This window comes from Sorangium sp. So ce124, assembly GCF_051525235.1.
Classification (GTDB): Bacteria; Myxococcota_A; Polyangia; order Polyangiales; family Polyangiaceae; genus Sorangium; species Sorangium atrum.
In genome coordinates this window covers 6161430-6186866 of record NZ_CP150312.1, presented here as the reverse complement: position 1 = coordinate 6186866, position 25437 = coordinate 6161430, and the positions used below count along the sequence as shown (strand labels likewise).

General features: G+C 70.0%; 15 protein-coding genes. 8 read left to right on the top strand and 7 right to left on the bottom strand.

What is annotated here, in order from left to right:
* The first annotated feature begins 6 nt into the window (after positions 1–6).
* The 5 genes from WMF19_RS23095 to WMF19_RS23075 all read left to right on the top strand — a co-directional run bounded on the left by WMF19_RS23095 (position 7) and on the right by WMF19_RS23075 (position 12160).
* Complete coding sequence (locus tag WMF19_RS23095; protein WP_437901048.1) at positions 7–5067, top strand: AAA family ATPase; 5061 nt, start codon at positions 7–9, stop codon at positions 5065–5067.
* A 180-nt stretch (positions 5068–5247) separates the two neighbouring features.
* On the top strand, positions 5248–6285 hold the full coding sequence (locus WMF19_RS23090) for a sugar-binding protein (protein ID WP_437901047.1): 1038 nt from the start codon (positions 5248–5250) through the stop codon (positions 6283–6285).
* Between the two features lie 71 nt (positions 6286–6356).
* Entirely contained in the window at positions 6357–7883 is a 1527-nt protein-coding gene (locus WMF19_RS23085) for a sugar ABC transporter ATP-binding protein (RefSeq protein WP_437901046.1), read from the top strand.
* A 55-nt stretch (positions 7884–7938) separates the two neighbouring features.
* A complete protein-coding gene (locus WMF19_RS23080) occupies positions 7939–9075 on the top strand; it encodes an ABC transporter permease (protein ID WP_437901045.1) in 1137 nt (378 codons plus the stop codon).
* 412 nt (positions 9076–9487) lie between these two features.
* On the top strand, positions 9488–12160 hold the full coding sequence (locus tag WMF19_RS23075) for a glycoside hydrolase family 15 protein (RefSeq protein ID WP_437901661.1): 2673 nt from the start codon (positions 9488–9490) through the stop codon (positions 12158–12160).
* A gap of 25 nt (positions 12161–12185) precedes the next feature.
* Here the strand turns inward: WMF19_RS23075 and WMF19_RS23070 are convergent, their stop codons facing one another.
* The 3 genes from WMF19_RS23070 to WMF19_RS23060 all read right to left on the bottom strand — a co-directional run bounded on the left by WMF19_RS23070 (position 12186) and on the right by WMF19_RS23060 (position 16307).
* Positions 12186–13376, bottom strand: coding sequence for an ATP-binding protein (locus WMF19_RS23070; RefSeq protein ID WP_437901044.1), 1191 nt, complete (start codon positions 13374–13376; stop codon positions 12186–12188).
* Positions 13373–14596: a sensor histidine kinase gene (locus WMF19_RS23065; protein ID WP_437901043.1), complete on the bottom strand. Its 1224-nt coding sequence runs from the start codon at positions 14594–14596 to the stop codon at positions 13373–13375. Before WMF19_RS23065 ends, WMF19_RS23070 begins: the two co-directional genes overlap by 4 nt.
* A 241-nt stretch (positions 14597–14837) precedes the next feature.
* Complete coding sequence (locus WMF19_RS23060; protein WP_437901042.1) at positions 14838–16307, bottom strand: cobalamin B12-binding domain-containing protein; 1470 nt, start codon at positions 16305–16307, stop codon at positions 14838–14840.
* 250 nt (positions 16308–16557) lie between these two features.
* Between WMF19_RS23060 and pucL the strand changes: the two genes are divergently transcribed.
* Both pucL and WMF19_RS23050 read left to right on the top strand, forming a co-directional pair.
* Positions 16558–17403 (top strand): factor-independent urate hydroxylase, encoded by an 846-nt coding sequence (pucL, locus tag WMF19_RS23055; protein WP_437901041.1) that lies wholly within the window; start codon positions 16558–16560, stop codon positions 17401–17403.
* 59 nt (positions 17404–17462) lie between these two features.
* Positions 17463–18674 carry a PAS domain-containing protein gene (locus WMF19_RS23050; protein ID WP_437901040.1) on the top strand — a complete coding sequence of 404 codons (1212 nt, stop codon included), beginning with the start codon at positions 17463–17465 and terminating at the stop codon, positions 18672–18674.
* A gap of 98 nt (positions 18675–18772) precedes the next feature.
* On the opposite strand, the gene WMF19_RS23045 is transcribed toward WMF19_RS23050, so the two are convergent.
* The 4 genes from WMF19_RS23045 to WMF19_RS23030 form a co-directional block, all read right to left on the bottom strand.
* Positions 18773–20101 carry a hypothetical protein gene (locus WMF19_RS23045; RefSeq protein ID WP_437901039.1) on the bottom strand — a complete coding sequence of 443 codons (1329 nt, stop codon included), beginning with the start codon at positions 20099–20101 and terminating at the stop codon, positions 18773–18775.
* Positions 20102–20138: 37 nt separating this feature from the next.
* Positions 20139–21176: a hypothetical protein gene (locus WMF19_RS23040; RefSeq protein ID WP_272099979.1), complete on the bottom strand. Its 1038-nt coding sequence runs from the start codon at positions 21174–21176 to the stop codon at positions 20139–20141.
* Positions 21177–21505: 329 nt separating this feature from the next.
* A complete protein-coding gene (locus tag WMF19_RS23035; RefSeq protein ID WP_437901038.1) occupies positions 21506–22477 on the bottom strand; it encodes a hypothetical protein in 972 nt (323 codons plus the stop codon).
* Positions 22478–22752: 275 nt separating this feature from the next.
* The gene (locus tag WMF19_RS23030) at positions 22753–23676 is read right to left on the bottom strand and encodes a LysR family transcriptional regulator (protein ID WP_437901037.1); all 924 of its coding nucleotides are present in this window, start codon (positions 23674–23676) and stop codon (positions 22753–22755) included.
* 115 nt (positions 23677–23791) lie between these two features.
* Here WMF19_RS23030 and WMF19_RS23025 point away from each other — a divergent pair, with 115 nt between their 5' ends.
* A complete protein-coding gene (locus tag WMF19_RS23025; protein WP_272099973.1) occupies positions 23792–24820 on the top strand; it encodes an MBL fold metallo-hydrolase in 1029 nt (342 codons plus the stop codon).
* Positions 24821–25437 lie beyond the last annotated feature (617 nt).

Genomic DNA, 25437 nt, shown 5'->3' with positions numbered 1-25437 from the left:
TGTTCCGTGAGCCAGCCGATCTATGTCGACTCGAGCATCGAGGTGTTCGAAGGAACCTGGGGTGACGAGCGCAAGCCTGCTGTCTTCAAGGTCCTGAAGAGCGAGTTCCCGAGCGCGCGTGAGCTCGCGGCGCTCCGGCACGAGTACAACGTGCTCTGCGCGCTCGACGTCGAGGGCGTCGTCAAGGCCTACGGGCTCGAGAAGCACAGGAACGGCCTCGCGCTCGTGCTCGAGAGGCCGAGCAGGACGACGCTCCACGACCTCCTGCGCGCCGGCCGGCTGGAGCTCAAGGCGGCGTTGACGATCGCCCGCTCGGCGGCCCGGGTCCTCGACGAGTTCCACCGCCGCAAGGTGATTCACAAGGACATCAAGCCGCACAACCTCCTCGTCGACCCGGACACGCTCGAGGTCCACTTCGTCGGCTTCGGCATCGCGACGCTCCTCCCGCACGAGACGCAGCAGGCGATAAGCCCCGAGGCGCTCGAGGGGACGCTCGCGTACATGTCGCCGGAGCAGACCGGCCGGATGAACCGCGTGATCGACCGCCGCACCGACCTCTACTCGTTCGGCGTGACCCTCTATCAGATGCTCACCGGCGTCCTGCCGTTCACCGGCAGCGACCCGCTGGATCTCATCCATGGCCACATCGCGCGGACGCCGGTGCCGCCGCCCGAGCAGGTCCCGGGCGTGCCCGACGCGGTGTCCCGGATCGTGATGAAGCTCCTCGAGAAGAACGCGGAGGACCGGTACCAGAGCGCCTTCGGGCTCTTCGCCGACCTCGACGCGTGCCTCCGCCAGCTCTCGACGTCCGGCGCCGTGGCGCCCTTCGCGCTCGGCCTGCGCGACATCCCGGATACGCTGCGCATCCCGCAGAAGCTCTACGGCCGCGCCGAGGAGGAGCGCGCGCTGCTCGCCGCCTTCGAGCGCGCCGCCGGGGGGGAGGGCGAGCTCCTGCTCGTGTCGGGGTACGCGGGCATGGGCAAGTCGGCCCTGGTGAACGAGATGCACAGGGCCATCGCCCAGCGAGGCGGCTACTTCACCGCGGGCAAGTTCGAGCAGCTGAACCGCGGGGCGCCGTACGCCTCGCTCGCGCGCGCCTTCCGGGAGCTCCTCCGGCACATCCTCACCGAGCGACCGGAGCAGCTCGCGCGCTGGAGCGCGGCGCTCGCCCGCGCGCTCGGGAGCAGCGGCCAGCTCCTCGTCGACCTCATCCCGGAGCTCGAGTGGATCGTCGGCCAGCAGCCCCCGGTCCAGCAGCTCCCGCCGGCGGAGGCGCAGGGCCGCTTTCACGCGATCTTCAAGGCGTTCGTCCGCGTCTTCGCGACCGCCGAGCACCCCCTCGTCCTCTTCCTGGACGATCTGCAATGGGCCGATCCGGCCTCGCTCAAGCTGCTCCAGGTCCTGGCCGCCGATCCGGAGCGCGGCCACCTGCTCCTCCTCGGCGCCTTCCGCGACAACGAGGTCTACGCGGCTCACCCGCTCCGCGTCGCGCTCGGCGAGATCGAGAAGGCAGGCGCGCCGCTCCGCGAGCTCAAGCTGAGCCCGCTCGCCCTCGCCGACGTGATCGCGCTGCTCTCGGACGCGCTCTCCGCGGCCCGCGCCGACGTCGAGCCGCTCGCCCGCGTCGTGTTCGATCGGACCCAGAGCAACCCGTTCTTCGTGCGGCAGTTCCTGGGCTCGCTCCACACGGAGGGCCTGCTCCGCTTCGAGAAGGGCGCCTGGACATGGGATCTCGACGGCATCCGGCGGCGCACGGTCACCGACAACGTCGTCGACTTCATGGCGCGCAAGATCGGGGAGCTCGAGCCCGAGCTCGTGCGCGTCCTCCGCCTCGCGGCCTGCATCGGGCACGAGTTCGACCTGCGCACGCTCGCGGTCATCAGCGAGCGGCCCGCGCACGAGACCGTGGCCGCGCTGTGGAAGATCCTGCAAGAGGGCCTGATCGCGCCCGTGGACACCGACTACCGCCTCGCGCACGCGACCGACGACGAGGCGCAGACCGGCGTCGACTGGCGCGTCAACTACCGCTTCCTGCACGATCGCGTCCAGCAGGCGGCGTACTCGCTCATCAGCGAGGATCACAAGCGGGAGGTCCACCTCCGCATCGGGCGGCTCATGCTCGCCAGCTGCGAGGGCGCGGCTCGGGACGAGGCGCTCTTCGACATCGTCAACCACTTCAACATCGCGGCGCCCATCGTGACCTCGCCCGCGGAGCAGGCCACGGCCGCCGAGCTCAACCTCGCCGCCGGCAGGAGGGCCAAGGCCGCCACCGCCTACGAGGCGGCGGCCGGCTATCTCCGCGCGGGCATGGGGTTTCTGCCCCACGGCGGCTTCGACGACCATCATGAGCTCGCCCTCGCGCTCCACAGGGAGCGCGCCGAGGTCGAGTCGCTGTGCGGCGCCTTCGAGGAGGCCGAGCGGCTCTGCGCCGCGGCGCTCGCGCGCGCCCGGACGGCCATGGACAAGGTCTCCGTCCTCCTCGTCCAGGCGAACCAGTACCTGCTCCAGTGGCGCAATCACGAGGCGACCCTCGCCCAGAAGGCCGGCCTCCGGCTCCTCGGCTGTCCGATCCCCGAGGCCCGGGAGGAGGTCGCCGCGCTCCTCGAGCGGGAGCTCGAGGCGGTGCCCGTCCTCCTCGGCGCGCGCAGCATCGAGGAGCTCGCCCACGCCCCGAGGACGACGAACCCCGAGCACCCCGTGACGCTGGAGCTGCTCGTGAACCTGTTCTTCGGGGCCTACAACTCGAGCGACCAGACGCTCGCGAACCTCGCCATCGTGAAGATGGTGACGCTCTCGCTGCAACACGGAAACAGCGATATGTCCGCGTTCGGATACGTCGCGTACGGCATGGTGGTCGGCCCGCTGCTCGGCGAGTACGAGACGGCCTATCGGTTCGGCAAGATGGCCGTCGAGCTCGCAGACCAGCTCGACAACCTCGTGCTCCGGGCGAAGACCTACCACATCTTCTCCGCGGACGTGCACAGCTGGACGCAGCCGCTGCGGAGGGCAGATCCCTATTACGACCGGGTCTACGACCTCGGGCTCCAGGCCGGCGACTGGACGGCCATGGGGTACATGATCAGCCAGAGCGGCTCGGACCGGCTCACCTACGGGATGAACCTCGCGGAGCTCTCGCAGCTCACCGAGACGCACCTCGCGTTCCTGCGGCGCGCCCGCAGCCATGACATCATCGATATCCTCCTCGCGGGCGTGATCCAGCCCCTCCGGTGCCTGCAAGGGCTGACGAGGGGCCGGCTCAGCTTCGACGACGACGGGTTCGACGAGGCGGCCTACGCGGCGAAGCACGGCGGCTCGCCCTACCACATGGGGTGGCTGTACTACGCCAAGATCCGGAATGCCTACCTGTTCGGCGACAGGGCGAGCTTTGCCGATCTGATGCCGAAGCTCGCCGTGATCGAGGGCGCCTTGCCGACGCACGCCAAGGTGCCCGAGGCGACGTTCTACGCGGGCCTCATGCGGATCGCCGCGTGGGAGAGCGCCGAGGGCGCGGAGCGGCGAGAGCACGAGGAGCACCTGCTGCGGCTCCTCGGGCGGATGAAGCGCTGGGCCGACGCCGGGCCGGACAACGTGCTCCACAAGCACCTGCTGCTGCTCGCCGAGCAGGCCCGCGTCGAGGGGCGGAGGGCCGAGGCGATGGACCTCTACGAGCGGGGCATCGAGGCCGCGCGGCAGGCCGACTACATCAACAACCAGGCGCTCGGCAACGAGCTTTATGGCAGGTTCTGGCTCGCCCAGGGCAGGGTCGAGTTCGCGCACATCTTCCTGCGAAGGGCGGTTTACCTGTACGAGCGCTGGGGGGCGACCGAGAAGGCCAAGGCGCTGCGCGAGGAGCTCGCGCCGTCCGACCCCTCGGCCCTGGGCCAGCCTCTGCCGCTCTCGCCGACAGGCACCGCGCTCCAGGGCCTCGTCGCGGGGGAGAGCTTCGATCTCGCCACGGTCCTCAGCACCGCGCAGGCCATCTCGAGCGCGATCGTGCTCGACAAGGTGATCGAGCAGGTCCTGCGCAGCGTGATCAAGAGCGCCGGGGCGAGCCGGGGGTTCCTCATCCTCGCGCGCGGCGAGGTGCTGACGGTCGAGGCGATGATCGCGGTCGGCCCCGATACGGTGAGCCTGGGCCTCTCGATGCCCCTGGAGGCGCGCCTCGATCTGGCCCGCTCGGTCGTGCATTACGTGACGCGCTCGCGCGAGGCGCTCGTGATCGGCCGCGCGGAGGACGACCCGCGCCTCGCCGGCGATCCGCACGTGAGCGCGCGCCGGCCGAAATCGATCCTGGGCTTGCCGCTCCTGCACCAGGGCCGGCTGAGCGGGGTGCTGTACCTGGAGAACCACCTCGCGGAGCACGCGTTCACCGCCGATCGCATCGAGCTCTTGCGGCTCCTGTCCTCGCAGGCGGCCGTGGCGGTCGAGAACGCGCTGCTCTACGCGGACCTCACGGCCGTGAGCGCGGAGCTCCGGGAGGCCAACGAGCGGCTGGAGCAGGAGGTGAAGGAGCGGACGGAGGAGCTCTCTCTGGCCAACGTGCGCCTCTCCGCGCAGAGCGCCGAGCTCCGGGACGCCAACCTGCGCCTGTTGCACGAGCTCGGCGAGCGCGAGCGCGCCGAGGCGGCCCGGGCCGAGCTCCAAGAGGAGGTGATCCGATTCCAGCGGGCGAAGATCTCCGAGCTGTCGACCCCGCTCGTACCGATCACGAGCGACGTCATGGTCATGCCGCTCATCGGCACGCTGGACGAGGAGCGCGCGCACGACGTGCTCACGACCTTGCTCGACGGCGCGACGAGGAGCGGCACCCGCACCGTCATCATCGACGTCACGGGGATCAAGGGGGTCGATCAACGCGTCGCGAACGCCTTGCTCAACGCCGCGAACGCCCTCCGGCTGCTCGGGGTCCAGGCGGTGCTGACGGGCATCCGCGGCGAGGTCGCTCAGGCGCTCCTCCGGCTCGACATCGACATGTCGCGCATCGTGATCCGCGGGACGCTGCAGAGCGGGATCGCCTACGCCGTCGGCCGATCGGGCGGCATGAGCGCGCCGAGCACACGGCGCTAGGGGCGCGGGAGGCGCGGTAGGGATGTCCGCGTCGAATCGTGTAGACACGTCTGGAGCGGATCGCGCATCATGAGCTGGCCAGTTGGCTGGGGGTGCCTGCTCCGTCGTGCGCCGTGCGTCGGCACGAGGCGCCCAGATCCGCCGCGCGAGGCGGCTCTTGTCGGGTGGAGGGGAGAGCGCATGTTGAACAGCATCGGTCGGTTCATCGTCGGGGTCTGCGTGGCGGCGGGGCTCACCGCCCTGGGCTGCGACAACGGCGGCGCGCCGGCGGCGGGCGCGCCGGCAGCGGGGGGCAAACCCAAGCTCGCCTACATCACGAACGGCGTCGCCCCCTTCTGGACCATCGCCGAGAAGGGCGTCATCGACGGCGCGAAGGAGTACGACGCCGAGGTGAGCGTCGTGATGCCGAGCGACGTGAACGACCAGATGCATCGGGTCGAGGATCTCCTGATCCGCGGCGTCGACGGCATCGCGATCAGCCCGATCGACGCGGAGAACCAGGTCCCGCTGCTCAACAAGGCGGCCGCGAAGACAAAGCTCATCACGCAGGACTCGGACGCTCCGAAGAGCGAGCGCATCGTGTACATCGGCATCGACAACTACGTCGCTGGCCGGATGGCGGGGCAGCTCGTGAAGGAGGCGATCCCCGGCGGCGGCAAGGTGGCCATCCTGGTCGGGCGGCTCGAGGGGGACAACGCCCGCAAGCGCCGCCAGGGCGTGCTCGACGAGCTGCTCGATCGCCCGGACAGCAGCGCCGGGAGCGACCCGCTCAACCAGGAGATCAAGGGGGCGAAATACACCATCGTCGCGACCCTGACCGACCAGATCGACGCCGCCAAGGCGAAGAGCAACGCCGAAGACATGATGTCGGCGCACCCGGACCTCGTGGGCCTGATCGGCCTGAACGCGTACCACACGCCGGCCCTGCTCGAGGCGGTCAAGCAGGCGGGGAAGATGAGCTCGATCAAGGTCGTCGGCTTCGACGAGCAGGACGCGACGCTGCGCGCGATCCAGGACGGCGAGGTGGTCGGCACCGTGGTGCAGAATCCGTACATGTATGGCAAGGAGTCGGTGCGCGTGCTCGCGGCGCTCGTGCGAGGGGATAACTCCGTCGTGCCTCAGGACAAGTTCATCTCCCTGCCGGCCCGTCAGATCCGCAAGAGCAACCTGGACGAGTTCTGGGCTGATCTGAAGCAGAAGGCCGCCAAGCAACAGTGAACCCGGCGTCGGGCAGCGCGGCGCCGCGCGGCGCGCGCCCCGGGCCGGCGACGCTCGACGCGCCGACGCGAATGACAGCCTCCTCGCCCGAACTGGACGCGACGCCGCTGCTCGAGGCGCGCGGCCTGACCAAGCGCTTCCCCGGCGTGCTCGCGCTCAGCGGCGTGCACCTCGCGCTCGGCCGCGGCGAGGTGCTCGGCATCGTCGGCGAGAACGGCGCCGGCAAGAGCACCCTCATGAAGATCCTCGCCGGCGTCGAGGCGCCCGACGCCGGCGAGATGGTCTTCGACGGGCGGCCCGTCGCGCTCGGCTCCGTCAGGGAGGCGCTCTCCCGCGGGATCGCGCTCATCCACCAGGAGCTCAACCTGGCGGACAACCTCGATGTCGCGGCCAACATCTATCTCGGCCGGGAGCCGCGGCGGGGCGGCTTCATCGACGAGGGCAGGATGGAGCGGGAGGCGTGGGCGATCATGGCGCGGGTCGGCCTCGCGTGCTCGCCGCGCGCGGTCGTCGGCGGCCTGTCGCTCGGGCAGCGGCACCTCGTCGAGATCGCGAAGGCGCTCTCCGCGAACGCGCGGGTGCTCATCATGGATGAGCCCACGTCGTGCCTGTGCCCGCACGAGGCCGAGGCGCTCTTCCAGGTGGTGAGGGAGCTCCGCGCGGGCGGGATCAGCGTCGTGTACATCTCTCACCGCCTCGGCGAGGTGAGGGCGCTCTGCGATCGCGTGCTCGTGCTGCGCGACGGCGAGAACGCGGGCGAGCTCTCGCGCGGCGAGGAGATGAGCCACGATCGCATCGTGAGATTGATGGTGGGCCGCGATCTCTCGCAGTTCTATCCGCACGTCCCGAACCCGCCCGGCGAGCCGGTGCTCGAGGTCTCCGGCCTCCGGACGCCGAGGCACCCCGAGCGCGCGGTCTCCTTCACGGTGCGCGCCGGGGAGATCGTCGGCGTGGCGGGGCTCCTCGGCGCGGGGCGCACGTCGCTGCTCCGGACGCTGTTCGGCGTCACGCCGGCGGCCGGGGGCGCCGTCCGCGTGGCCGGGCGGGCGATCACGCCGCGCGCCCCGCGAGACGCCATCGCCGCCGGGATGGGCCTGGTCCCGGAGGACCGCCAGCAACAGGGCATCATCCTGGAGATGGCGATCCGGGCGAACGTGAGCCTGCCGAGCCTCGGCAGGGCGCAACGCTACGGCGTCCTCGACCGCGCGGGCGAGCGCCGGATGTCGGCGCAGATGATCCGGGAGCTCGGCGTGCGGACGCCGAGCGACGTGCAGCCGGTGCAGCACCTGTCGGGCGGCAATCAGCAGAAGGTCGTCATCGCAAAGTGGCTGTCGATGTCGCCGCGCGTGCTCCTCCTGGACGAGCCGACCCGCGGCATTGACGTCGGCGCCAAGCACGAGATATACCAGCTGATGGAGCGATTGGCAGCGAGCGGCATGGCCACCCTGTTCGTCTCCAGCGACATGGAAGAGGTGATGGGCATGTCCGATCGTGCGCTGGTGATGCACGAGGGGCGCATCGCCGGCGAGCTCGGCCGCGCCGAGCTGAGCGAGGAGGCGATCATGCAGCTCGCGACCGGCAGCGACGCCGCGGCGTGACGCGGCGTGACGCGGCGTGACGCGGTGTGACCACTAGCCATCGAGGCCAGAGAGCATGTCTGTGACGACGACACAGGATCTCCGGGCGCGCGGCGCCGCGCCGGCCGCGCCGCTCGCGCACGGCACGCGGCGGAAGGTGCTCGGCGTCTTCTGGCTTCTCCTCGCGGTGTCGCTCGGCACCGCGCTCCTGAACGGGAGGTTCCTCCTCGCGGAGAACCTCGAGAACCTGATCCGGAGGACGGCGCTGTTCGGCATCCTCAGCATCGGGGCGGGCTTCGTGATCATCACGGGCGGCATCGACCTGTCGATCGGCTCGGTCGTGGCGCTCGCCGGGTGCATGCTGCCGTGGCTCCTCTCGGTGCACCACTGGCCGCCCTCGCTGGCGGTGCCCGTGCTGCTCGGCATCTCCCTCTGCATCGGGCTCGCGCACGGGCTGCTCATCACGAAGCTCCGGCTCCAGCCGTTCGTCGTGACGCTCTGCGGACTCTTGCTCTACCGGGGCACCGCGCGCGGGATCTCCGGCGATCAGACGCAGGGGTTCGGCGTCGGGTTCGAGTCGCTGCGCTACCTGTCGGTCGGCAGCCCGCTCTCGATCCCCGTGCCGTTCCTGTCGTGGATTTCCGAGGGGCGCTTCAGCCCCTACGCGGTGCACCCGTTCACCGGCGTGAAGACGCGGCTCGATCTGATCACGTGGCTCGACATCCCGATGCCGTTCCTCTTGTTCCTCGCGATCGCGGTGGCGGCGTCGATCTTCCTGAACCGCACCGTCTATGGCCGCTATCTGATGGCGCTGGGCCGCAACGAGCAGGCGGCCCGCTACAGCGGGGTCGATACCGACAGGATGACGATCCTCGCGTATGTCCTCTGCTCGGTGCTCGCCTGCTTCGGGGGCATGCTGTTCGCTCTCGAGGTCAACTCGGCGCAGCCGGTCGATTTCGGCAATTTCTACGAGCTCTACGCGATCGCCGCGGCCGTGCTGGGCGGCTTCAGCCTGCGCGGCGGCGAGGGCGCGGTGCTGGGCGTCATCCTGGGCACCGCGCTCATGCAGGTGCTGCGCAACGCCATCAACATGCTGGGCGTCCCGACCCAGATCGAGTTCGCTGTCATCGGCGCCGTCATCCTGACCGGCGTCATCGCGGACGAGCTGGTCAGGCGCTACGCGGCGGCGCGGCGCAAGGTGGTTGGCTCGTGAGGTCGTGAGCTCGCGGCGGCGAGGTCGACGCCGCGCTCCGTCGAGCCCGCGATGGGCGCGGCGTCGTTTGCGTCGATCGCCGACCCGCGGATGATGGCCTCGGTGCTCGTGGATCCGCGCCGACACGGCGCGTGAAGCGCAGCGTCGCTGTCCTCGCCAGGAGCTCGGCATAGCGGCGCGCGCAAGCGCGCGAAGATCGCGTGCTACGCTACAGCATTGCTGGCGTCCCACGCGGAGCCGGAGCGAAGTGAGCGCAGGGGGCCCGGGCCGCGATCCGCTAGCACCACGTAAAAACATCAACCAAGTCGCTGACTTACGGTAGCCGTGGAGCGGTCTTCACGCGACGGCCACCCGATGGAAAGGGAGTGGCGTGATGCTGGAGCGCATTTCTTGTGGCACTACAATTCTTTGCCTGACGCTCGGGCTCGCGGGCTGCGCGCTCGAACCAGATGCAGAGGAGGCGACGGCCGGGGAGTCCGCTGTCCCGTTCGGCACTGCCGGCAGGGCCCCGCCAAAGGGGGAGGCCCTGAAGGCCATCGGCGCTGGCATTGCCGCCAAGGGAGGCGGGGTACCCTCTGTGTGGGGACCTGCTGAGAAGTCGTTCCTCGGCACCTCGACGACCGCGGCCTCGAGGGTCTACTTCACCGGTCATCGTGGCATCGTGTCCGAGGTGTTCTATCCGGTGCTCGACACCGTGAACACCGTCGATCTGCAGTTCCTGGTGGGGGACACGGCAAAGACGTTCGTCGACGAGGAGAAGCAGCAGAGCTTCTCCGTGACCCAGCCGGACAAGCGGTCCATGCGCTGGCAGGCGACGACCACGAACAGCGCCCACAACTGGCGGATCACCAAGACGATCTTCTCCGATCCGGGGCGCAACGCGCTGATCCAGCGCGTCCAGTTCGACGCCCTGGGCGGCAGGAACGTCACCCAGTTCGACCTCTACCTGCTCCACAACCCGGCGATGGACAACTCCGGGGCCGGCGACACGTCGAGGACCGTGGCGGCAGGGGGGCGCACGCTGCTCGTCGCCTCGGAGAACAGCCGCGCCTCGGCGCTCGCCGCGTCGCGCCCGTGGAAGGTGGTGAGCGGCGCGCCGATGGTGTCGAGCGGCTTCGTCGGCGAGTCGGACGGCTGGACAGACATCCTCGGCGGGAACGTCGACAGGACCATGACCTGGCGAAACGACCTGGCGAGCGGCGGCAACGTGGCGCAGATGGGCTGGATCGACCTCGGCGCGAGCGCCGTCACCAGCGTGTCGTTCGACGTCGTGCTCGGCTTCGGCGCGACCGAGACCGAGGCGGCCTCCACCGCGAACGCGACGCTCGGCAGCAGCCTGAGCACCCTGCAAACCACCTACGACAACGGGTGGAAGACCTACGCCGCCGGGCTCAGCAGCCAGAGCGCCACCGCCGACGACCAGTATTACCTCGCGGCGATGTCGCTCAAGGCGATCCAGGACAAGTCGAACGGCGCCATGATCGCGGGCATGGGAACGCCCTGGGGCGAGACCAACGGCGATGGGAACAACGGCGGCTACCACCTGGTCTGGGCGCGCGATCTGTTCAAGTTCGCCAGCGCGCTGGTGACGGCCGGCGACACCGCGACCGGGGCCTCGGTGGTCAACTACCTGTTCAACACCCTGCAGCAGTCGAGCGACTGCGGCGTCGCCGAGTACGACGCGCCGAGCTGCCCGCAGGGCTACAGCCGCGTCGGCCGCTTCCCGCAGAACGCCTGGGTCAGCGGCTGGCAGTACTGGCAAGGCACGCAGATGGATGAGCAGGCGATGCCGATCATCCTCGCCTGGCGGCTCGGACCTTCCGTCTACAACCCGCTGTGGAAGAAGATCAAGAGGACCGCCGACTACATCGTCAACACGGGCCCATGGACGCAGCAGGAGCGCTGGGAGGAGAACGCCGGGTACTCGCCGTCGACCATCGCGGCGGAGATCGCGGGCCTCGTCTGCGCCGCCACGATCGCCCGCGCGAACGGCGACACCACCAGCGCGGCGCGCTACATGGCCGCCGCCGACACCTGGCAGCAGAGCGTCGACCGCTGGACGTTCACGACCACGGGGTACCATGGTGACGGCCGGTATTACATCCGCATCAACCCCTCCGCGCGGGGCAACACCGGCAGCGGACCGCAGGTGTACAACCCGGTGTCCGGGCCGGACGCGGCGGCCACCTTCACGATCGGCAATGGCGGCGGCACGCACGACCAGCGTTACATCGTCGACGGCGGCTTCCTCGAGCTCGTGCGGATGGGGGTGAAGCGGCCCGACGATCCCTCGATCGTCGCGACGCTGCCCGAGTACGACGCCATCCTGAAGCGGACCATCGCCGGCAAGGGCGACGCCTGGTTCCGCTACAACTACGATGGATATGGCGAGAAGAACGAAGGCGGCAACTTCGACGGCAACGGCGGCCGGGGCCGGCTGTGGCCCATCTTCACGGCCGAGCGCGGCATGTTCAAGATCGCCAGCACGGGTGTCGGCGCCGACGGCAGCCCCTTCCTGACCGCGGTGAAGGCGTTCTCGACGCCTCAGGGCTTCATCCCCGAGCAGGTGTGGAGCGAGACGACGGACGTCACCGGCTGGTCCGTCCAGAAGCCGGGCAACGTCTCGGCGGGCACCGCGACGCGGTCCATGAGCCCCCTGAACTGGGCCATGGGCGAGTACATCAGCCTGGTGGCGTCGATCCGGGCGGGCAGGATCGTCGATATCCCCTCGGTGGTCTGCGGCCGCTACAACGCGTGTGTGGTGCCGCCCGCGTCCGGCGAGGCCGGCGTCGCGGTCAACGTCACCGCGACCACGGTGGTCGGCCAGCAGATGTACGTCACTGGCAACACCGCGGCGCTCGGCAACTGGAACACCGATCTCGGCATCCCGGTCGATCCGCGCAGTTACCCCGTGTGGACGAACCGCGTCAACGTGCCGGCCAGCAGCGCGCTCCAGTACAAGTACTATCGCAAGAACGCCGACGGCAGCGTGACCTGGGAGAACCTCCCGGGCGGCGGCAATCGCACGATGAGCACGCCCGCGTCCGGCGGCACGCTCACGCTCAACGACACCGTGAGCTGGTAACTCGGGCACGGCGCGCGCGGCGAGCCTACGCCGCGGAGCGCTCCGGCTCGCAGGAGCACCCAGCCTTCATCGGCAGCGTGAAGAACACCCGCGTTCCCCGGCCGAGCTCGCTTTCCACGCGGATCGTGCCGCCGTGGCGCTCGACGAGGTTCTTGCAGATCGACAGGCCGAGCCCCGTGCTCTTCTCGCCGCCTGTCGATCGGGTGCTCGTCCTCCGGAACTTGTCGAACAGGCCGCTGATCTCGTCCGGGCGGATGCCCAGGCCCTGATCCTCGATCATCACCTCGACCGCCTGGCCGATCCTCCACGCGCGCACCGTAACCGTCGTGCCCGGATGAGAGAACTTGAACGCGTTGCTGAGCAGGTTGCTCAGGACCTGCTCGATCCGTGCGACGTCGCAGCAGACGAGCGGGAGCTCCGCGGGCACGTCGACGTCCACCGCGATCCCCTTCCGGCCGGCGCCGTGCTCGTTCAGGGAGACCGCCGCCAGGACGATGCTTCTCAGGTCGGCCTCCTGCAGGCGCAGCGCGCCGTGCCCGTGCTCCAGCGTCGTGATGTCGAGCAGGTTCTCGATCAGCTGCAGCGCGAACTCGGCGTTGTCCTGGATCTTCAGGGCGTAGCGCCGCGTGTCCTCGGGCTCCGCGCCGACGCCGGCCAGCTGCATCTTCGTGAACCACTGGATCGCCGCGAGCGGATTGCGCAGATCGTGCGCGGCGATGCCCATGAGCTCATGGGTCTTCTGGGTCGCCTCGGCGAGCTGCTGGTTCTCGAGCTGGAGCGCGTCGGCGCTCGTCTTGAGGCTCGAGAGGAGCCGCTGGAAGCTGCTGATGCGCTCGTGCTGGGCGAACGCGTCGCTCACGACGTCGGCGAGCGCCGGCGGATCCCATGGCTTGGAGATGAACCTGTACACGCCGCCCTCGTTGATGGCCTGGATGGCGGCGCTCGTGTCCGCATAGGCGGTCATGAGGAGTCGGACGGTCTCCGGGTATTCGGCCTTGACCCTCGCGTAGAACTCCGTGCCCGTCGTGCCCGGCATCCGCTGGTCGCTGAGGACGACAGGGATGGTCCGCTCGCGCAAGATCGCGTGACCCTGCTCGGCGCTCTCCGCGATGAGGACATCGTAGTCGCGCCGGAGCTCGCGGCGGAGCGCCTTCAAGGTCTCGCGCTCGTCGTCGACGATGAGCAGCGCGCGCCGCTCGCCGGAGGCGCGCGTCATCGGTCGAGCTCCTTCGGCAGCGTGATCGTGAAGGTGCTGCCCGCCCCGGGGGTCGATCGGACGGCGATCGTGCCGCCGTGCTGATCGACGATGATCTTGTGCGAGATGGTGAGGCCCAGCCCCGTGCCCTGGCCGACAGGCTTGGTCGTGAAGAACGGATCGAAGATCCGGCCGAGGACGTCAGGGGTCATCCCGGCGCCGTTGTCCTCGAACTCCAGGACGATCCCGCGCTCTTCGTCGCGCTCGCGGATCACGATGCGACCGTTCCCCCGGCCTCGGCACTCGACCGCCTGGGCCGCGTTGATGAGGAGGTTCAGGAACACCTGGCTGAGCTCCGCCGGCTTGCAAAGCAGCTTAGGCAGCTCGGCCCACTCGACCGTCACCTGGACGCCGCCGTCCTTCAGCGCTGGGCCCGCGATCGCGAGGGTGCTCTCCAGGCACTCCTTCAGATCGCAGCGCTCCTCCTCTGCCCGGTCGATCCGCGTGAAGATCCTGAGGTCCTCGACGATCTTCTGCACGCGCGCGAGGCCGCCCAGCGTGCCTTTCACGAGATCCCCCGTATCCTCGCGCAGAAAATCGGGATCGAGCTCTGCGCGGAGCGCCTGGGCGAGGCCCTTCACGTCGTCCGAGCCCGCGCCCACGGCGGCCCGCTCGAGCGCCTCGTACGCGGCGAACAGCCGATCGAGCGACTCTCCCAGGGTGTGCACGTTGCTCCGGACGAAGGCGAGCGGGTTGTTGATCTCGTGGGCCACGCCGGCGGCGAGCTTGCCGAGCGCGTTCATCTTCTCCGAGTGGACGAGCATCGACTGCGTGGCGCGCAGCTGCTCGAGCGACCGCTCGAGCTCCTTCTGCTCGGCGACGAGCCGCCGCTGGAGGCTCGTGATCCGCGAGTTGAGCGCGGACACGTCGGCGACGACGCGCTCGAGCTCGATGACGTCGAACTCGGCGAGGAGCAGCAGGTCGTGGCCGAGCCGCCAGACCTCTCCCCGGAGGCTGTGCGCGATCGACCGGAGGTCCCCGAAGTGCAGCATGCCGCTGTAGATCGGCTCGTCGGCGCCGCGTTCGGCCGCGGCGAGCTGCGCGAAGCTCGGGCTGACGAGGCGAGCCTCGGCGCGACCCGGCTCGCCCGCCCCCCCGAGCAGCCGGCGCATGCCGTGGTTGGCGAGCCTCGGCGCGCCGTCCGGCGTGAACACGCCGACCGCGAGCGCGGTTGAGGCCATGAGGAAAGCGGCGGCGAGCTCTCCGACCGGACCGCTGAGCTCGTGTCCTGACGGCGGGGCCACGAGCGGCGCTCCCTCGTTTTCTCCTGCGCTTTGCGCCCTGCGCGGTTCCATCGGAATCATCGGAATCCGAGCCTCTCCCTCGCTCGGGGCGGAGGCGATCTGTCTTTGGCAGGCCGGCGCGGAGCTCGCTATGCGAAACGCACCCCCGCTGGGCCGGCGCGTGAGGCGCGGAGCGGGGTCATGCGCTCCGCGCCGCGAGGAGCTGCTCCGCCGTGCGGACGGCCCGCTCCGCGTTCGGCGCCGAGCCGTCGGCCCCGAGCTGCCTCCAGAGGTCGTCGACGACGCGGAACGGGTGGCCGCCGACCAGGACGACGACGCCCCTGCACCGGTCGTCGCCGCGCGCCGCGGTGATCACCTGGCGGACGCTCGAGAGCTGATCGCTGAGCGCGGCCGAGACCGCGAGGACGTCGGCCTTCCGCTGCACGACCTCCTGGATCACGTGCTCGGCCGGCGTGCTGGCCCCGAGATAGAACGTGTCCCACCCCGCCATTTCGAAGAAATCGGCGACGAAGCGCGCGCCGATCTCGTGGAGGTTCCCGTCCACGGCGGTGGCCACGAGGCGACGGCCGGCGCGATCGCCGCTGACGACGAGCGGATAGAGCTGGCCCAGGATCATCTGCGTGACCGCCGTGCAGTAGTGCTCCCCGGCGATGCTGATCTGGCCGAGCTGCCAGCGCCGGCCCAGCTCGTACTGGCACGGCTGCAGCACGTGAGCATAGATGTCCTTGATCGGCGCGCCCGCGTCGAGCGCCTCCCGGATGGCCCGCACCGCTCGCCTCCGGTCCCGCTCGAGCAGCGCATCGAGGTAGCTGCACGCGACGGCCCCGAGCGGCGCCTCCGGGCGGACGAAGCTTGGATTCTCGGCGTGCATCGAGGTGAGCCGCTCGAGCGCGGCCGCCAGGTACCGCCGCGGCGCCTCGGCGAGGCGCTCCGGCAGGGTGAGCGCCAGGACGTCGTCGAGCGCGCGGAGGTAGCCCACGAGCTTGGCGGGGTCGAGGCCGTGCTGCACCAGCAGCGTTTGCGCCCACTCCGCATAGGCGCTGAAGAGCTCCGGCGACTCCTGGTCGACCGCCGCGGCGAGCTGCGCGACGTGGCGCCTGGCGTCGTCGAGGCAGAGGGCGCGCTTCGCGCCGGCGGCGAGCGCGTCCGCCGGGCGCCGCACGAAGCTGAGCGCGACGCTCATCGGCGCGATGCGCGCCGCCGAGCGCTCGATGGCCTCCGCCGCCGAGCCGGCCTCGCCGGCGGCGCACGGGGGTTCGGGGATGGCTGCCAGCGCGGCCGGCGTCACGAGGGGCGAGGCGCAGAGGCGCTCCCGGCCCGCGGCCAGCGCGTCCTGCGCCACCGAAGCGAGCGCCGGATCGAGCTGCTCGCCGATGCTCTCGCTCAGGGCGTCGAGCGCGGCGCCGAGCGCGCGCCGGGGCACCCCGATCGCCTCGAGGAACACCGCGGTGAACGCGCAGTACTCGCAGAGCTGCTGGGCGCCCGCCGCGCGGAGCGCCGCCGCGAGGGCGTCGATGTGCGCCGCGAGGTCCACGTGGCAGCGCGAGAGCGCCTCGCGCTCGCCGCGCGCTCCGAAGGCGCGCGGCGCGACGGACGCGGCCTCGAGGCGGGCGAGCGCGGCGTCCCTCAACGATTCACGCCGAGCCACGAGCTCATCGGCCGCCCTGTCACGCTCTGTGGTCACCATGCCGGCGTATGTGGTGACGCGCCGTCGTCGCCGCACGCGCGATATCGCACGGGCTCGCCCGACGAGGCACCGGCGGGCGGCCGCCGCCGGTGCCTCGTCGCGCGCCGCGGGCCGAAGGGCCCGCCAGGCTTGAGCCGGCGTCGTGCTTCAAGCTACCGTCTCTCCCGCGTCGCAGGGGAGCGTCGTCGCCCGGCGCGGGAGCTGAAGAACGATGTCAATCTCGTTGGTGCGGAACGCTTACGGCAAATCGAGGGTGCGGCTCGTGAAGGTCCGCCGCGCGGGCGCGCGGCACGAGCTCACCGACGCCCAGGTCGATATACAGCTGGAGGGCGAGTTCGACGACGCTTACACGAAGGGTGACAACAGCAAGGTGCTGCCCACGGACACGATGAAGAACACCGTGTACGCGCTCGCCAAGGGCCACCCGGTCGAGCCGATCGAGGACTTTGGCGCCCTGCTCGCCGAGCACTTCCTCGGTAAGCCGCACACCCGGCGCGCTACGGTCGTCATCGCAGAGAACGTCTGGTCTCGCGTCGAGGCGGGCGGCGCGCCGCACCCTCACGCGTTCCTCCGCGCGGCAGGGGAGCGGCGGACCGCGGAGATCTCCGCGGCTCCTGGCGGGGTCGAGATCACGTCCGGCATCGCGGATCTCCTCGTCCTCAAGACCTCCGGCTCGGCGTTCTCGGGCTTCCCGCGCGACGAGTACACGACGCTCAAGGAGACCGGGGACCGCATCCTCTCGACGCTCATGGTGGCCCGCTGGCGCACGGCCGGCCGCGACCCGGCGCCCACGGCGACGTGGGAGCGCGCCCGCCGCGCCCTGATCGAGACCTTCGCGGAGCGACATAGCCTCTCGGTGCAGCACACCATTCACGACCTGGGGGAGGCGGTGCTCGCCGCCTGTCCTGCCATCGACGAGGTGAGCCTCTCGCTCCCCAACAAGCACTGCCTGCTCGTCGATCTCACGCCCTTCGGGCTCGCCAACGACAACGAGATATTCGTCCCGGTCGACGAGCCGCACGGGCTCATCGAGGCCACGATGAAGCGAGGGACCTGACCGTCGGGCGTGGCCGTTTTTCTCGACATGCCGATGACGTGCCCGGTACAGTGCGGCGCATGGACCAGGTGGCGGGCCCGGACGAGCTTGAGGTCGCGACGAGCTACATGAACGCGGTCCTCAACGGGCCGTTCATCGCCGTCGAGTGCACGGGCGACGCCGATGACCTCGAGATCGCCGCGTGGAGCGCCGGGGCGGAGCGGCTGCTGGGTTATACCGCCGAAGAGGTGATTGGCCGCCGCCTCGCGGACACCGCGCTGGGCGGCGCCGACGTCGACCTCTGGCGACGCGTCTGCGACGGGCGGGGCGGCGCGCCGCTCTCCGCCGAGCACCGGCGGAAGGACGGGCGCGTCGTCGCGTGCGCGTGGGTGCACGAGCCGATGCGCGGCGCCGACGGCCAGGTGATGCGCAGGCTCTTCATCGGGCAGGACGTGACCGACCGCGGCCGTCTGGCGGAAGCGTCGCGGGACGACTCCATCATCCTGCGCTCCATCCTCGATCACGTCCCGATCGCCGCGTGCAAGTATGATCGCGACGGGGTCTTCACCCATCATGACGGCAAGGGGCTCGAGAACTCGGGCGTGAAGCCTGGGGCGCTCATCGGCAAGAACGTGTTCGACCTCTACGGGTCCAGCCCCGAGGCCGCGGACGGGATGCGGCGCGTGCTGGCGGGAGAGATCGTGGAGAATCAGGTCGAGACCCACGGCGTCGCCTGGCGGTCCTGGCTGCTCCCCGTCTTCGACGAGCGCGGAGCGCCGGACGGCGCGGTCTCCGTGACGTTCGACATCACGGAAATGAAGCGCAAGGAGGTCGAGCTCCAGGCGAGGCTCGACATGATCCAGGCCCAGCAGCAGGTGATTCGCGCGCTGTCGACGCCCATCATCGAGGTCTGGGATCGCGTGCTGACGCTCCCGATGGTCGGTGTCGTCGACAGCTTGAGGACCTCCGAGGTGATGGATAGCCTCCTCGACGCGATCTCGAGCAAGGGGGCGCGCTTCGCGATACTCGATCTGACCGGGGTCGACGCCGTCGACACGAAGACGGCGAGCTACCTCATCGAGATGGTCCGCGCGATACGGCTCCTCGGCGCCGAGGGCGTGATCACGGGTATCCGCTCGAACGTGGCGCAGACGATGATCGCGCTGGGGCTCGATCTCTCGGGGATCATCACGATGGGCAACCTCCGCGCCGGCCTCAAGCTCTGCATCCAGCGGATGAACGGCGCCGACGCCGCCGCGGCCAACGGATCGAGGCGGGCCGAGGCACGCTGATCGGAGGCTTCGGGCTCACGATCGCGCTCGGCGCCGGACGGGTCACGAGCCCTGAAGCAGAGGAGTCGGCGCGGCCATGTCGGCGCGCTCGGAGCGGACTATGGCGCCGGCGGCGGCGAGCCGTCGAGATCTGCCATCTTCCCCTCTCGCTCCAGCCGCCATATGTCCTCGTCCGTGACGAACTCCTGCGCCAGGAGCTCTCGCGCCCGCTTGATCTTGGCGAGGAGGACGGGCTCCGTGACCGGTGTGCTCGACTCCTTGGTCGGCGCGGGCGGCGGCTTCATCAGCGAGAACGTCCCGCGCGCCGCGTGCCCCTCCGCCGTCTCCCCATCGAGGATGTACGTGATGGTGAAGACATCCGGTTCACGCACCGTGTCGAGCCTCACCTCCACATCGACCCCTTGCCCGGGGGGGATCTCGACCAGGCCGAGCGAGGCCTTCTCGAGCGGTGAGGCGCTCGACGCCCCCGCGTAGTGCCGCACCGCCGTGACCGTATCGATCCGGACCGGCGCGTCGCGGTGATGCCAGAGGCGGAAGGTCTGCCGGACCACGCCGTCTCCGTCCTGCCGGGGAAAGCGGGGCGTCGGGGTCGCCGCGATGGTCACGATCCCCCGCTCGGCGAGGTCCTGAAACATCGTGTTCGGGATCTGGAGCAGGGCACGGCCGGTGAGCTTCTCGCCCGCTTCGCTCTGGACCTCCACCCGGATGAGAAACTCAGAGACGAGCGCGGTTTGCGGACGGCGCTCGTAGCTGTGGGTCACGAACGGCGCCTTCGTCTTCTCCGAGCCGCCGTCGTCGAACACCCAGGCATAACTCGCGGGCTTGAACGGCCTCGCGTCGGGCTTGTCCTTGAGCCCGACGCCGACGATCTGCGCCGTGAGCTCGAATTCACCGGGGGTGCTCGGCAGGAGCCTGTGGGTGATGACGACGATCCGCTCCGGCTTGCAGGCGTTGACCTTGTATCTCGGGACCTCGATCCGAGTCACAACGTTGTTCCGCCCGAACACGGAGATGGTGGGCATCTCGTACGATCCGTCCATCTCGGGCCAGACGCGCAGCGGCACCCGCGATCCGGTGTGCGTGCCAATGACGCTGTGGAGGTATTCATCTGTCCCGTTCGTGGTATGGGATCGCACGGTGATGAGGTTCTCCTCGCCGGCGCACACTTCCGGCTTCTCGACCTCGATCTCGTCGATGATGGGCGCCGGGTCCTCCGCGGGCGCCCTCGTGCTCGCCGCGGCGGCGCTCGCGGCGCGTCTGGCGCTCGGCGGGGCCTCCTGCGCGCTCGCCTTCGGCGCTGCCGGCGCGGGCTCGGGCGCCCTGGAAGGGTGGACCGACCAGACCAGGACCCAGCAGAGCGCGGCGGCGAGCACCACCCCACCGGCCCATTGCGCCTTTGACCGATGCTCGCCGATCCTGGTCGTCATGGCCGGAGCTCCTCACGTCATTGTGCTCGAACGTCCGTCAGTACCAGCACCCGTAGACGTTGCCTCCGGAGTTCCACTGGACGTTGTGGTTCGTATCGGCGGACCAGACGGTCGCGCCGGCCTGCGTCCCCCAGGGGTGCCCGCTCCAGCCGCCGATGCGGTCGGGGCTGATGGACACGGCGACGGTCTTCGGATCGTCTCGGACCCCTCTCCACACGCTGCTGCTGCCGGTGTCGCACGCGTGCGAGGCCATGCAGTTCGCGACCTGATTGGCGGCCTTGTCGCAGACGTCCGTGAAGCAGGCGAGCGAGGTGCCGAGCGAACCCCAGAACCCCAGGCTGTTCTCGCAGCTGTCCATCACCCCGTCGTGAAGGGCGTTGGCCGCGCTGGCGAGCTTGGCGTGGCTGTACGTGTACGGCGGGATGGCGCCCTGGCCGTCGAGGTAGTGCGCGTAGGCCAAAAATGAAGAGCAAACCATACCGTTGTTCCACGCCGGCCCGCCGGTGGGCGTGCCCTCGGTGCTGCGGTACTGGAAGAACGAGTAGTGCACCCGGTCGCCGCGAACGCTCAGCCGAGGGATCTCGACCCCTTCGTCGATGATCGAGCGCTCGGCGTAGTAGGGCACCTCCCACCAGATGGTTTCGCCGATCGACGCGGCCCGCTTGGGATCGCCGACCTGATAGGTCAGCGCGACCGGGCCGCTCCCGCCGCTCCCGTAGAGGAAGCGGTAGATCCCGCCCTGGTTGACCTGCGCGAGCCCGGGATACCCATCGAGCAGATCGTTCGTCACGATGGGCGTGCTGCACACCTCGGGCCAGGAGTTTTCACGCGGCTGCTTCATGGTGGCATGCGTCACCCACCGGCCGGGACCATGCGACAGCATGGAGTGCGTACGGAACTCGCCGACGGCGTTAAGGACGTCTCCGATCGGCCCCGAGCCTGCGCTGAACACGGCCGCGCCGTTCGGCGCGTTCCAGCCGGCGCTGGAGTACCCGCACGCCTGCTCGGCGGCGGCAGCGGCGGAGGCGAGGCACGACGATACGACGACGAGCGGCAGGACGAACGCTGACTTCACGGGCACACCTCCGATCGAGAGCATGGCCGGCGGGACACGAGGCATTGACGCGCGCGCTCGGAGCGCGACGGACGAACGTCGCGAGCGGCCCGAGCTGGAGGGAGCGCTCGCTCGAAAGGGGGAAGGATCACACTCCGAAAGAGGCGCACGCGGGCGCCCCTTCACGGAAGAGAGTGTGGTCTGGAGAAACGGGGGGCAAGCGGAAAATGAAGGCGGGATTGCCTTCTTCCATCCACCGCGCTCGATCGCGTCCCGTGCTCGGGTCTAGCTGACGCACAGGACGGACTGGCGAGACCGGGGAGCGCCTCGGCAGCTCGCCCCGCGAGCGATCATCGATTGACAGGAGGGGGCGAGCCGCCTCCTGGAGCTCCGAGCACCTCGACCGCGCCTTCCGCCGACAGCAAGATCTGCGGGTTGGCCTGCGCCGGCGAGATCACGTTGAGCACGCCCCTCGCGCGCACGCGCAGGCCTGGTTTGATGAACTTGTTGCGCGCGTCCACCGGCGCGCCGGGGTGCGCCGCCCAGCCCCGCGCGAGCTTGTCCCGGATCGCCTTGAAGAGCTCGGGATCGCCGAAATTGACCAGCGTATACTCGCGCTCCACCCGATCCCTGTCGACGACGCGCAGCGCCCAGATATCGAATTTGATCTGTGGGCTCCTCGGGAAAAGCACGAGATCGCCCTCCAGCTCGATCGGCTGGCCATGGACCGCTTGCATGCGCTCCAGCACCTCGATGGGCTTGTCGACGTTCGGATCGAGCCGCAGGTGGATCGGGCGATCGGGGCGCCCGGCGATCACGTAATGCAGCCGGATCTTGTCATTGCGCCACAGGTCTCGGACGTGCTCCGGGCGGGTCACGAAGACCGGCACCACCTTGTCCGCGAGCTCGACCACGAGTACCTGGCCGTCGGCGTCGACGCCGTGCACACGGCCCACGAGCTCGCGCGCCCCGAGGAGCGCGGCGTCGATGGTCGTGTCGTGCGCATAGGACGGGGCGTCCACGCCGGAGGAAAACCGCGTGATCACCTCGATGCGGCGCGCGCGGACATGGCGCTGAGCGCCCTTTTTCTCGAGGCTGCCGAAGACGCGCAGCCGGTCGTGCCGCTGGAGCCCGGCGAGCTCCCGCGCGACCTCGGCCGACCCCGGGATCATCGGAAAGTCAGCGTAACGAAAGAAGTCGTTCGGGAGCCGGTAGGTGAATACGAAGAGTCCGGCCTCGGGCGCCGCGCCGTGCATCCATCCGTCGAGCCCGCCGCCCGCGAGCGCCGCGGCGATACCGGCATCATCGTCCGGGTCAATCACGGCCGACGGATCGCGAGGGGCCGGCGCCGCACGATGGATCGGAGTCGCGCGCGCGGGCAGCGCGGCAGGAGCCTGTGCCGACGAAAGATTGCAACCGGACGGAACGACCAGGAGCGCGAGAAGCCAGCCGAACACCGCGACCACACGCTGACCCATGCACCAGCATAGCAGCATCGGAGTCGGACCTGCACGGCGGCCGGGGAGCGCGTGAGTGGCGCTATCGCCTGCTCCGGTCGAATCGTGCCAGCGGAGCGAGCCGCACGAACGTTGCGGGCTCATGCGGACGCCCTGGAGCGGCCCCTCGCGGCGGAGGTGGAGATCAGGCTCTCCCGGATGGTGCGATGGCGCGGGTCAGTCGTCCAGCGCGGGTGGAACACAACGTGAAGTGTGAACGGCTCGACCTCGAAAGGGAGCTGTCGGGTCGTGAGCGGGAGCCCCGAGGCGCGGACGATGCGCGCGGGCAGGGTAGCGACGAGATCGGTCTCGGCTGCCAGCGAGAGCGCGAGCAGCAGCGACGGCACGCGCGCCCGCACGTCCCGCGATCGTTCGAGCCGCGCGATCGCCCGCTGCACCGGCGAGAGCCCCGGCAGCGAGTTGCCGACGACGACGTGCCCGCACGCGAGGTATCGCTCGAACGTCGCGCGCCCCCGCGCGAGCGGGTGCCCGCGCCGCGTCACGATCACGTGCTCGTCGTCGACGATGGGGCGGAACACGAACTGCTCCAGCCCGTCGATGTCCACCCTCGGGACGAGCGCCAGATCGACCTCCCCGCGCTCGAGAGCGCCGATCGTCTCCAGCGAGGGCTGGACGATGCGCAGCGTCGTCATCGGCGGCGCCTTGGCCTGCTGCGCGAGCCACGGCCTCAGCACGACCAGGGTGCCGTAATCGGACGTCGCCACGCGCAGCGGAAACGGCTCGTCCTCGCGCTTCTGGCGGACCATGGGATCGAAGACCGCGCGCAGCGCCGACAGGGCGCGCTCCACGTCGGGCTGGAGCGCGAGCGCCATGGGCGTCGGCTCGAGGGCGCGGCCGGTGGACACGAACAAGGGATCGTTGAAGACCTCTCGGAGCCGCGCGAGCGAGCGGCTCATGTTCGGCTGCGTCGTGCCGAGGCGCCGCGCCGCCTGGGTCACGCTCCGCGTCTCGAGCAGGTGGTGGAGCGCGCGCAGCCCGTTGAAATCGACGTCCTCGATCCGCATCGCGGGATCATATCCTGCACGACATATCAGGCATCACGCCGGAGCATGACCCGCGTGCGGCCGCGCGCCGTACAACCGAGGCATGCGTGATGTTCCGCTCGATAAAGCTCCTTCGATGACGCCGCCCGAGCCGCCGACCGTGCCTCGCCGGCCCTCCACGTCCCTCCGCCCGTGGCTTCGCCGGATCGGCGCCGGGCTCGGCGCCGTCGTCGCGATCGGGGCGGCGCTCGTGATCTGGGCCGGCCTTGGCAGCCCGTCGAAGCTCCCACGCGTGGAGCTCGCCGTGCCCCCGCAGCGCGCCTCCGCGTGGGAGGACGTGTTCGCGCGCGGCCAGCGGGTGCGCCTGTGTACCCTCGAGACGGGCGAGGTCAGCGGAGCGCGTTCGATGTTGCTCCGCAGCGACCACGTCGAGTTCGATCGCGCCCGAGAGCACGAACCGCTGCCGATCTACGCGCACCTCGTCCGCCATCCCACGCGCGGCGACGTGCTGATAGACGCCGGCCTCTCCGCCCCGTTCGAGCGGGATCCGTTCGGCGACGTCCGCGCGCCGGTGAGCTGGCTGCACCGGGCGATGGGCACGCGGTTCACGCTGCCTGCGGGGCGCTCGCTCGGCGCTCAGCTCGCGCGCCTCGGCTCGCGCCCGCGTCAGGTCTACCTGACGCACGTTCACGGCGATCACACGGCCGGCCTCGGCGAGCTCCCGCGCGACGTGGAGATCGTGACCGGCGAGGGCGAGGCCGACGATCTCGCGGGGCACCTGGGCTACGGGCACTTCGCCGAAGGAGCGACGCTCTCGGAGCTCTCGTTCGCGCGCGGCGCCCCCATGCCGCCGTTCGACATGGCCATCGACGTGTGGGGCGACGGCGCGCTCTGGGCGCTCCCGACGCCCGGCCACTCGCGCGGTCACCTCTCGTTCGTGGTCAACGCCGAGTCCGGCCCGGTGCTGCTCGTCGGCGATGCGTCGCATTACGCCTGGGCATTCGAGCGCGGCATCGGCCCGCGCGGGCCCTCGGCGAGCGACGAAGCCGCGGGACAGCAGAGCCTGGATCGCCTGCGCGAGCTCGTCCGCGCCCACCCGAGCCTGCGTGTCGTCTACGGGCACGAAGCGCCCCAGGTGATCTGCGAGATCTCCACCACCCCGTGACGCGACGACGCCCGCGGCGGGCGTGAAGTCGCTGGTCAATTGGAGGGTTTTCGGCAGCTCGTGATCAATCCGCGTCGGAGCGGGAATTCTTCCAATAACTGTTCGTGCGCGCGGCGTGGGTGGCGTGGAGAGACGCGACGGATTCGCGCTCTCGCCTCGCTTTTAAGGCCGGAGTGCGCCCGGTCCTGCTGGTCTGACGCGGCGCGTGCCGCGTCAAGTGGCTGTCAATCGACATCGATAATATGGCGGGAGTGGAGTCTTCGGGCAGTATCAGACTTCGCCGGCGGATGGTCCGTTGTTGACCGCTGTCCGGCGATTGAACGCCGGCTGAACGCCGGCGTCTCGCGCTGTGGATTGGTGGGAGCAACGCTTGACGTCTGGCGAGGCTTCACCGTAGGTTGTGACCGACGGTAGGAGGTCACGGTATGGCTGACTTAGGATATCGTCGCAGGCGAGCCGGTCATGCGCTCATAGCGACGCTCGCGCTGACGGCCGCGGCCGGGTGCGGTATCGGGCAGATCGGAGCGGCGGACTCCAGCTCCAGCTCCGGGTCCGGCCCCGGGGGGGACGGTTCGACGTCCGGACAAGGAGGAGATCCCCCGGTGTGCGGCGCCGAG

Excerpts from the sequence above, each read along its gene's own strand:
- WMF19_RS23070 (WP_437901044.1), bottom strand. The coding sequence starts at position 13,376 with ATGACGCGCGCCTCCGGCGAGCGGCGCGCGCTGCTCATCGTCGACGAC.
- WMF19_RS23050 (WP_437901040.1), top strand. The coding sequence starts at position 17,463 with ATGGACCAGGTGGCGGGCCCGGACGAGCTTGAGGTCGCGACGAGCTAC.
- WMF19_RS23030 (WP_437901037.1), bottom strand. The coding sequence starts at position 23,676 with ATGCGGATCGAGGACGTCGATTTCAACGGGCTGCGCGCGCTCCACCAC.
- WMF19_RS23025 (WP_272099973.1), top strand. The coding sequence starts at position 23,792 with ATGACGCCGCCCGAGCCGCCGACCGTGCCTCGCCGGCCCTCCACGTCC.
- WMF19_RS23045 (WP_437901039.1), bottom strand. The coding sequence starts at position 20,101 with ATGACGACCAGGATCGGCGAGCATCGGTCAAAGGCGCAATGGGCCGGT.
- pucL (WP_437901041.1), top strand. The coding sequence starts at position 16,558 with ATGTCAATCTCGTTGGTGCGGAACGCTTACGGCAAATCGAGGGTGCGG.
- WMF19_RS23090 (WP_437901047.1), top strand. The coding sequence starts at position 5,248 with ATGTTGAACAGCATCGGTCGGTTCATCGTCGGGGTCTGCGTGGCGGCG.
- WMF19_RS23085 (WP_437901046.1), top strand. The coding sequence starts at position 6,357 with ATGACAGCCTCCTCGCCCGAACTGGACGCGACGCCGCTGCTCGAGGCG.
- WMF19_RS23080 (WP_437901045.1), top strand. The coding sequence starts at position 7,939 with ATGTCTGTGACGACGACACAGGATCTCCGGGCGCGCGGCGCCGCGCCG.
- WMF19_RS23065 (WP_437901043.1), bottom strand. The coding sequence starts at position 14,596 with ATGGCCTCAACCGCGCTCGCGGTCGGCGTGTTCACGCCGGACGGCGCG.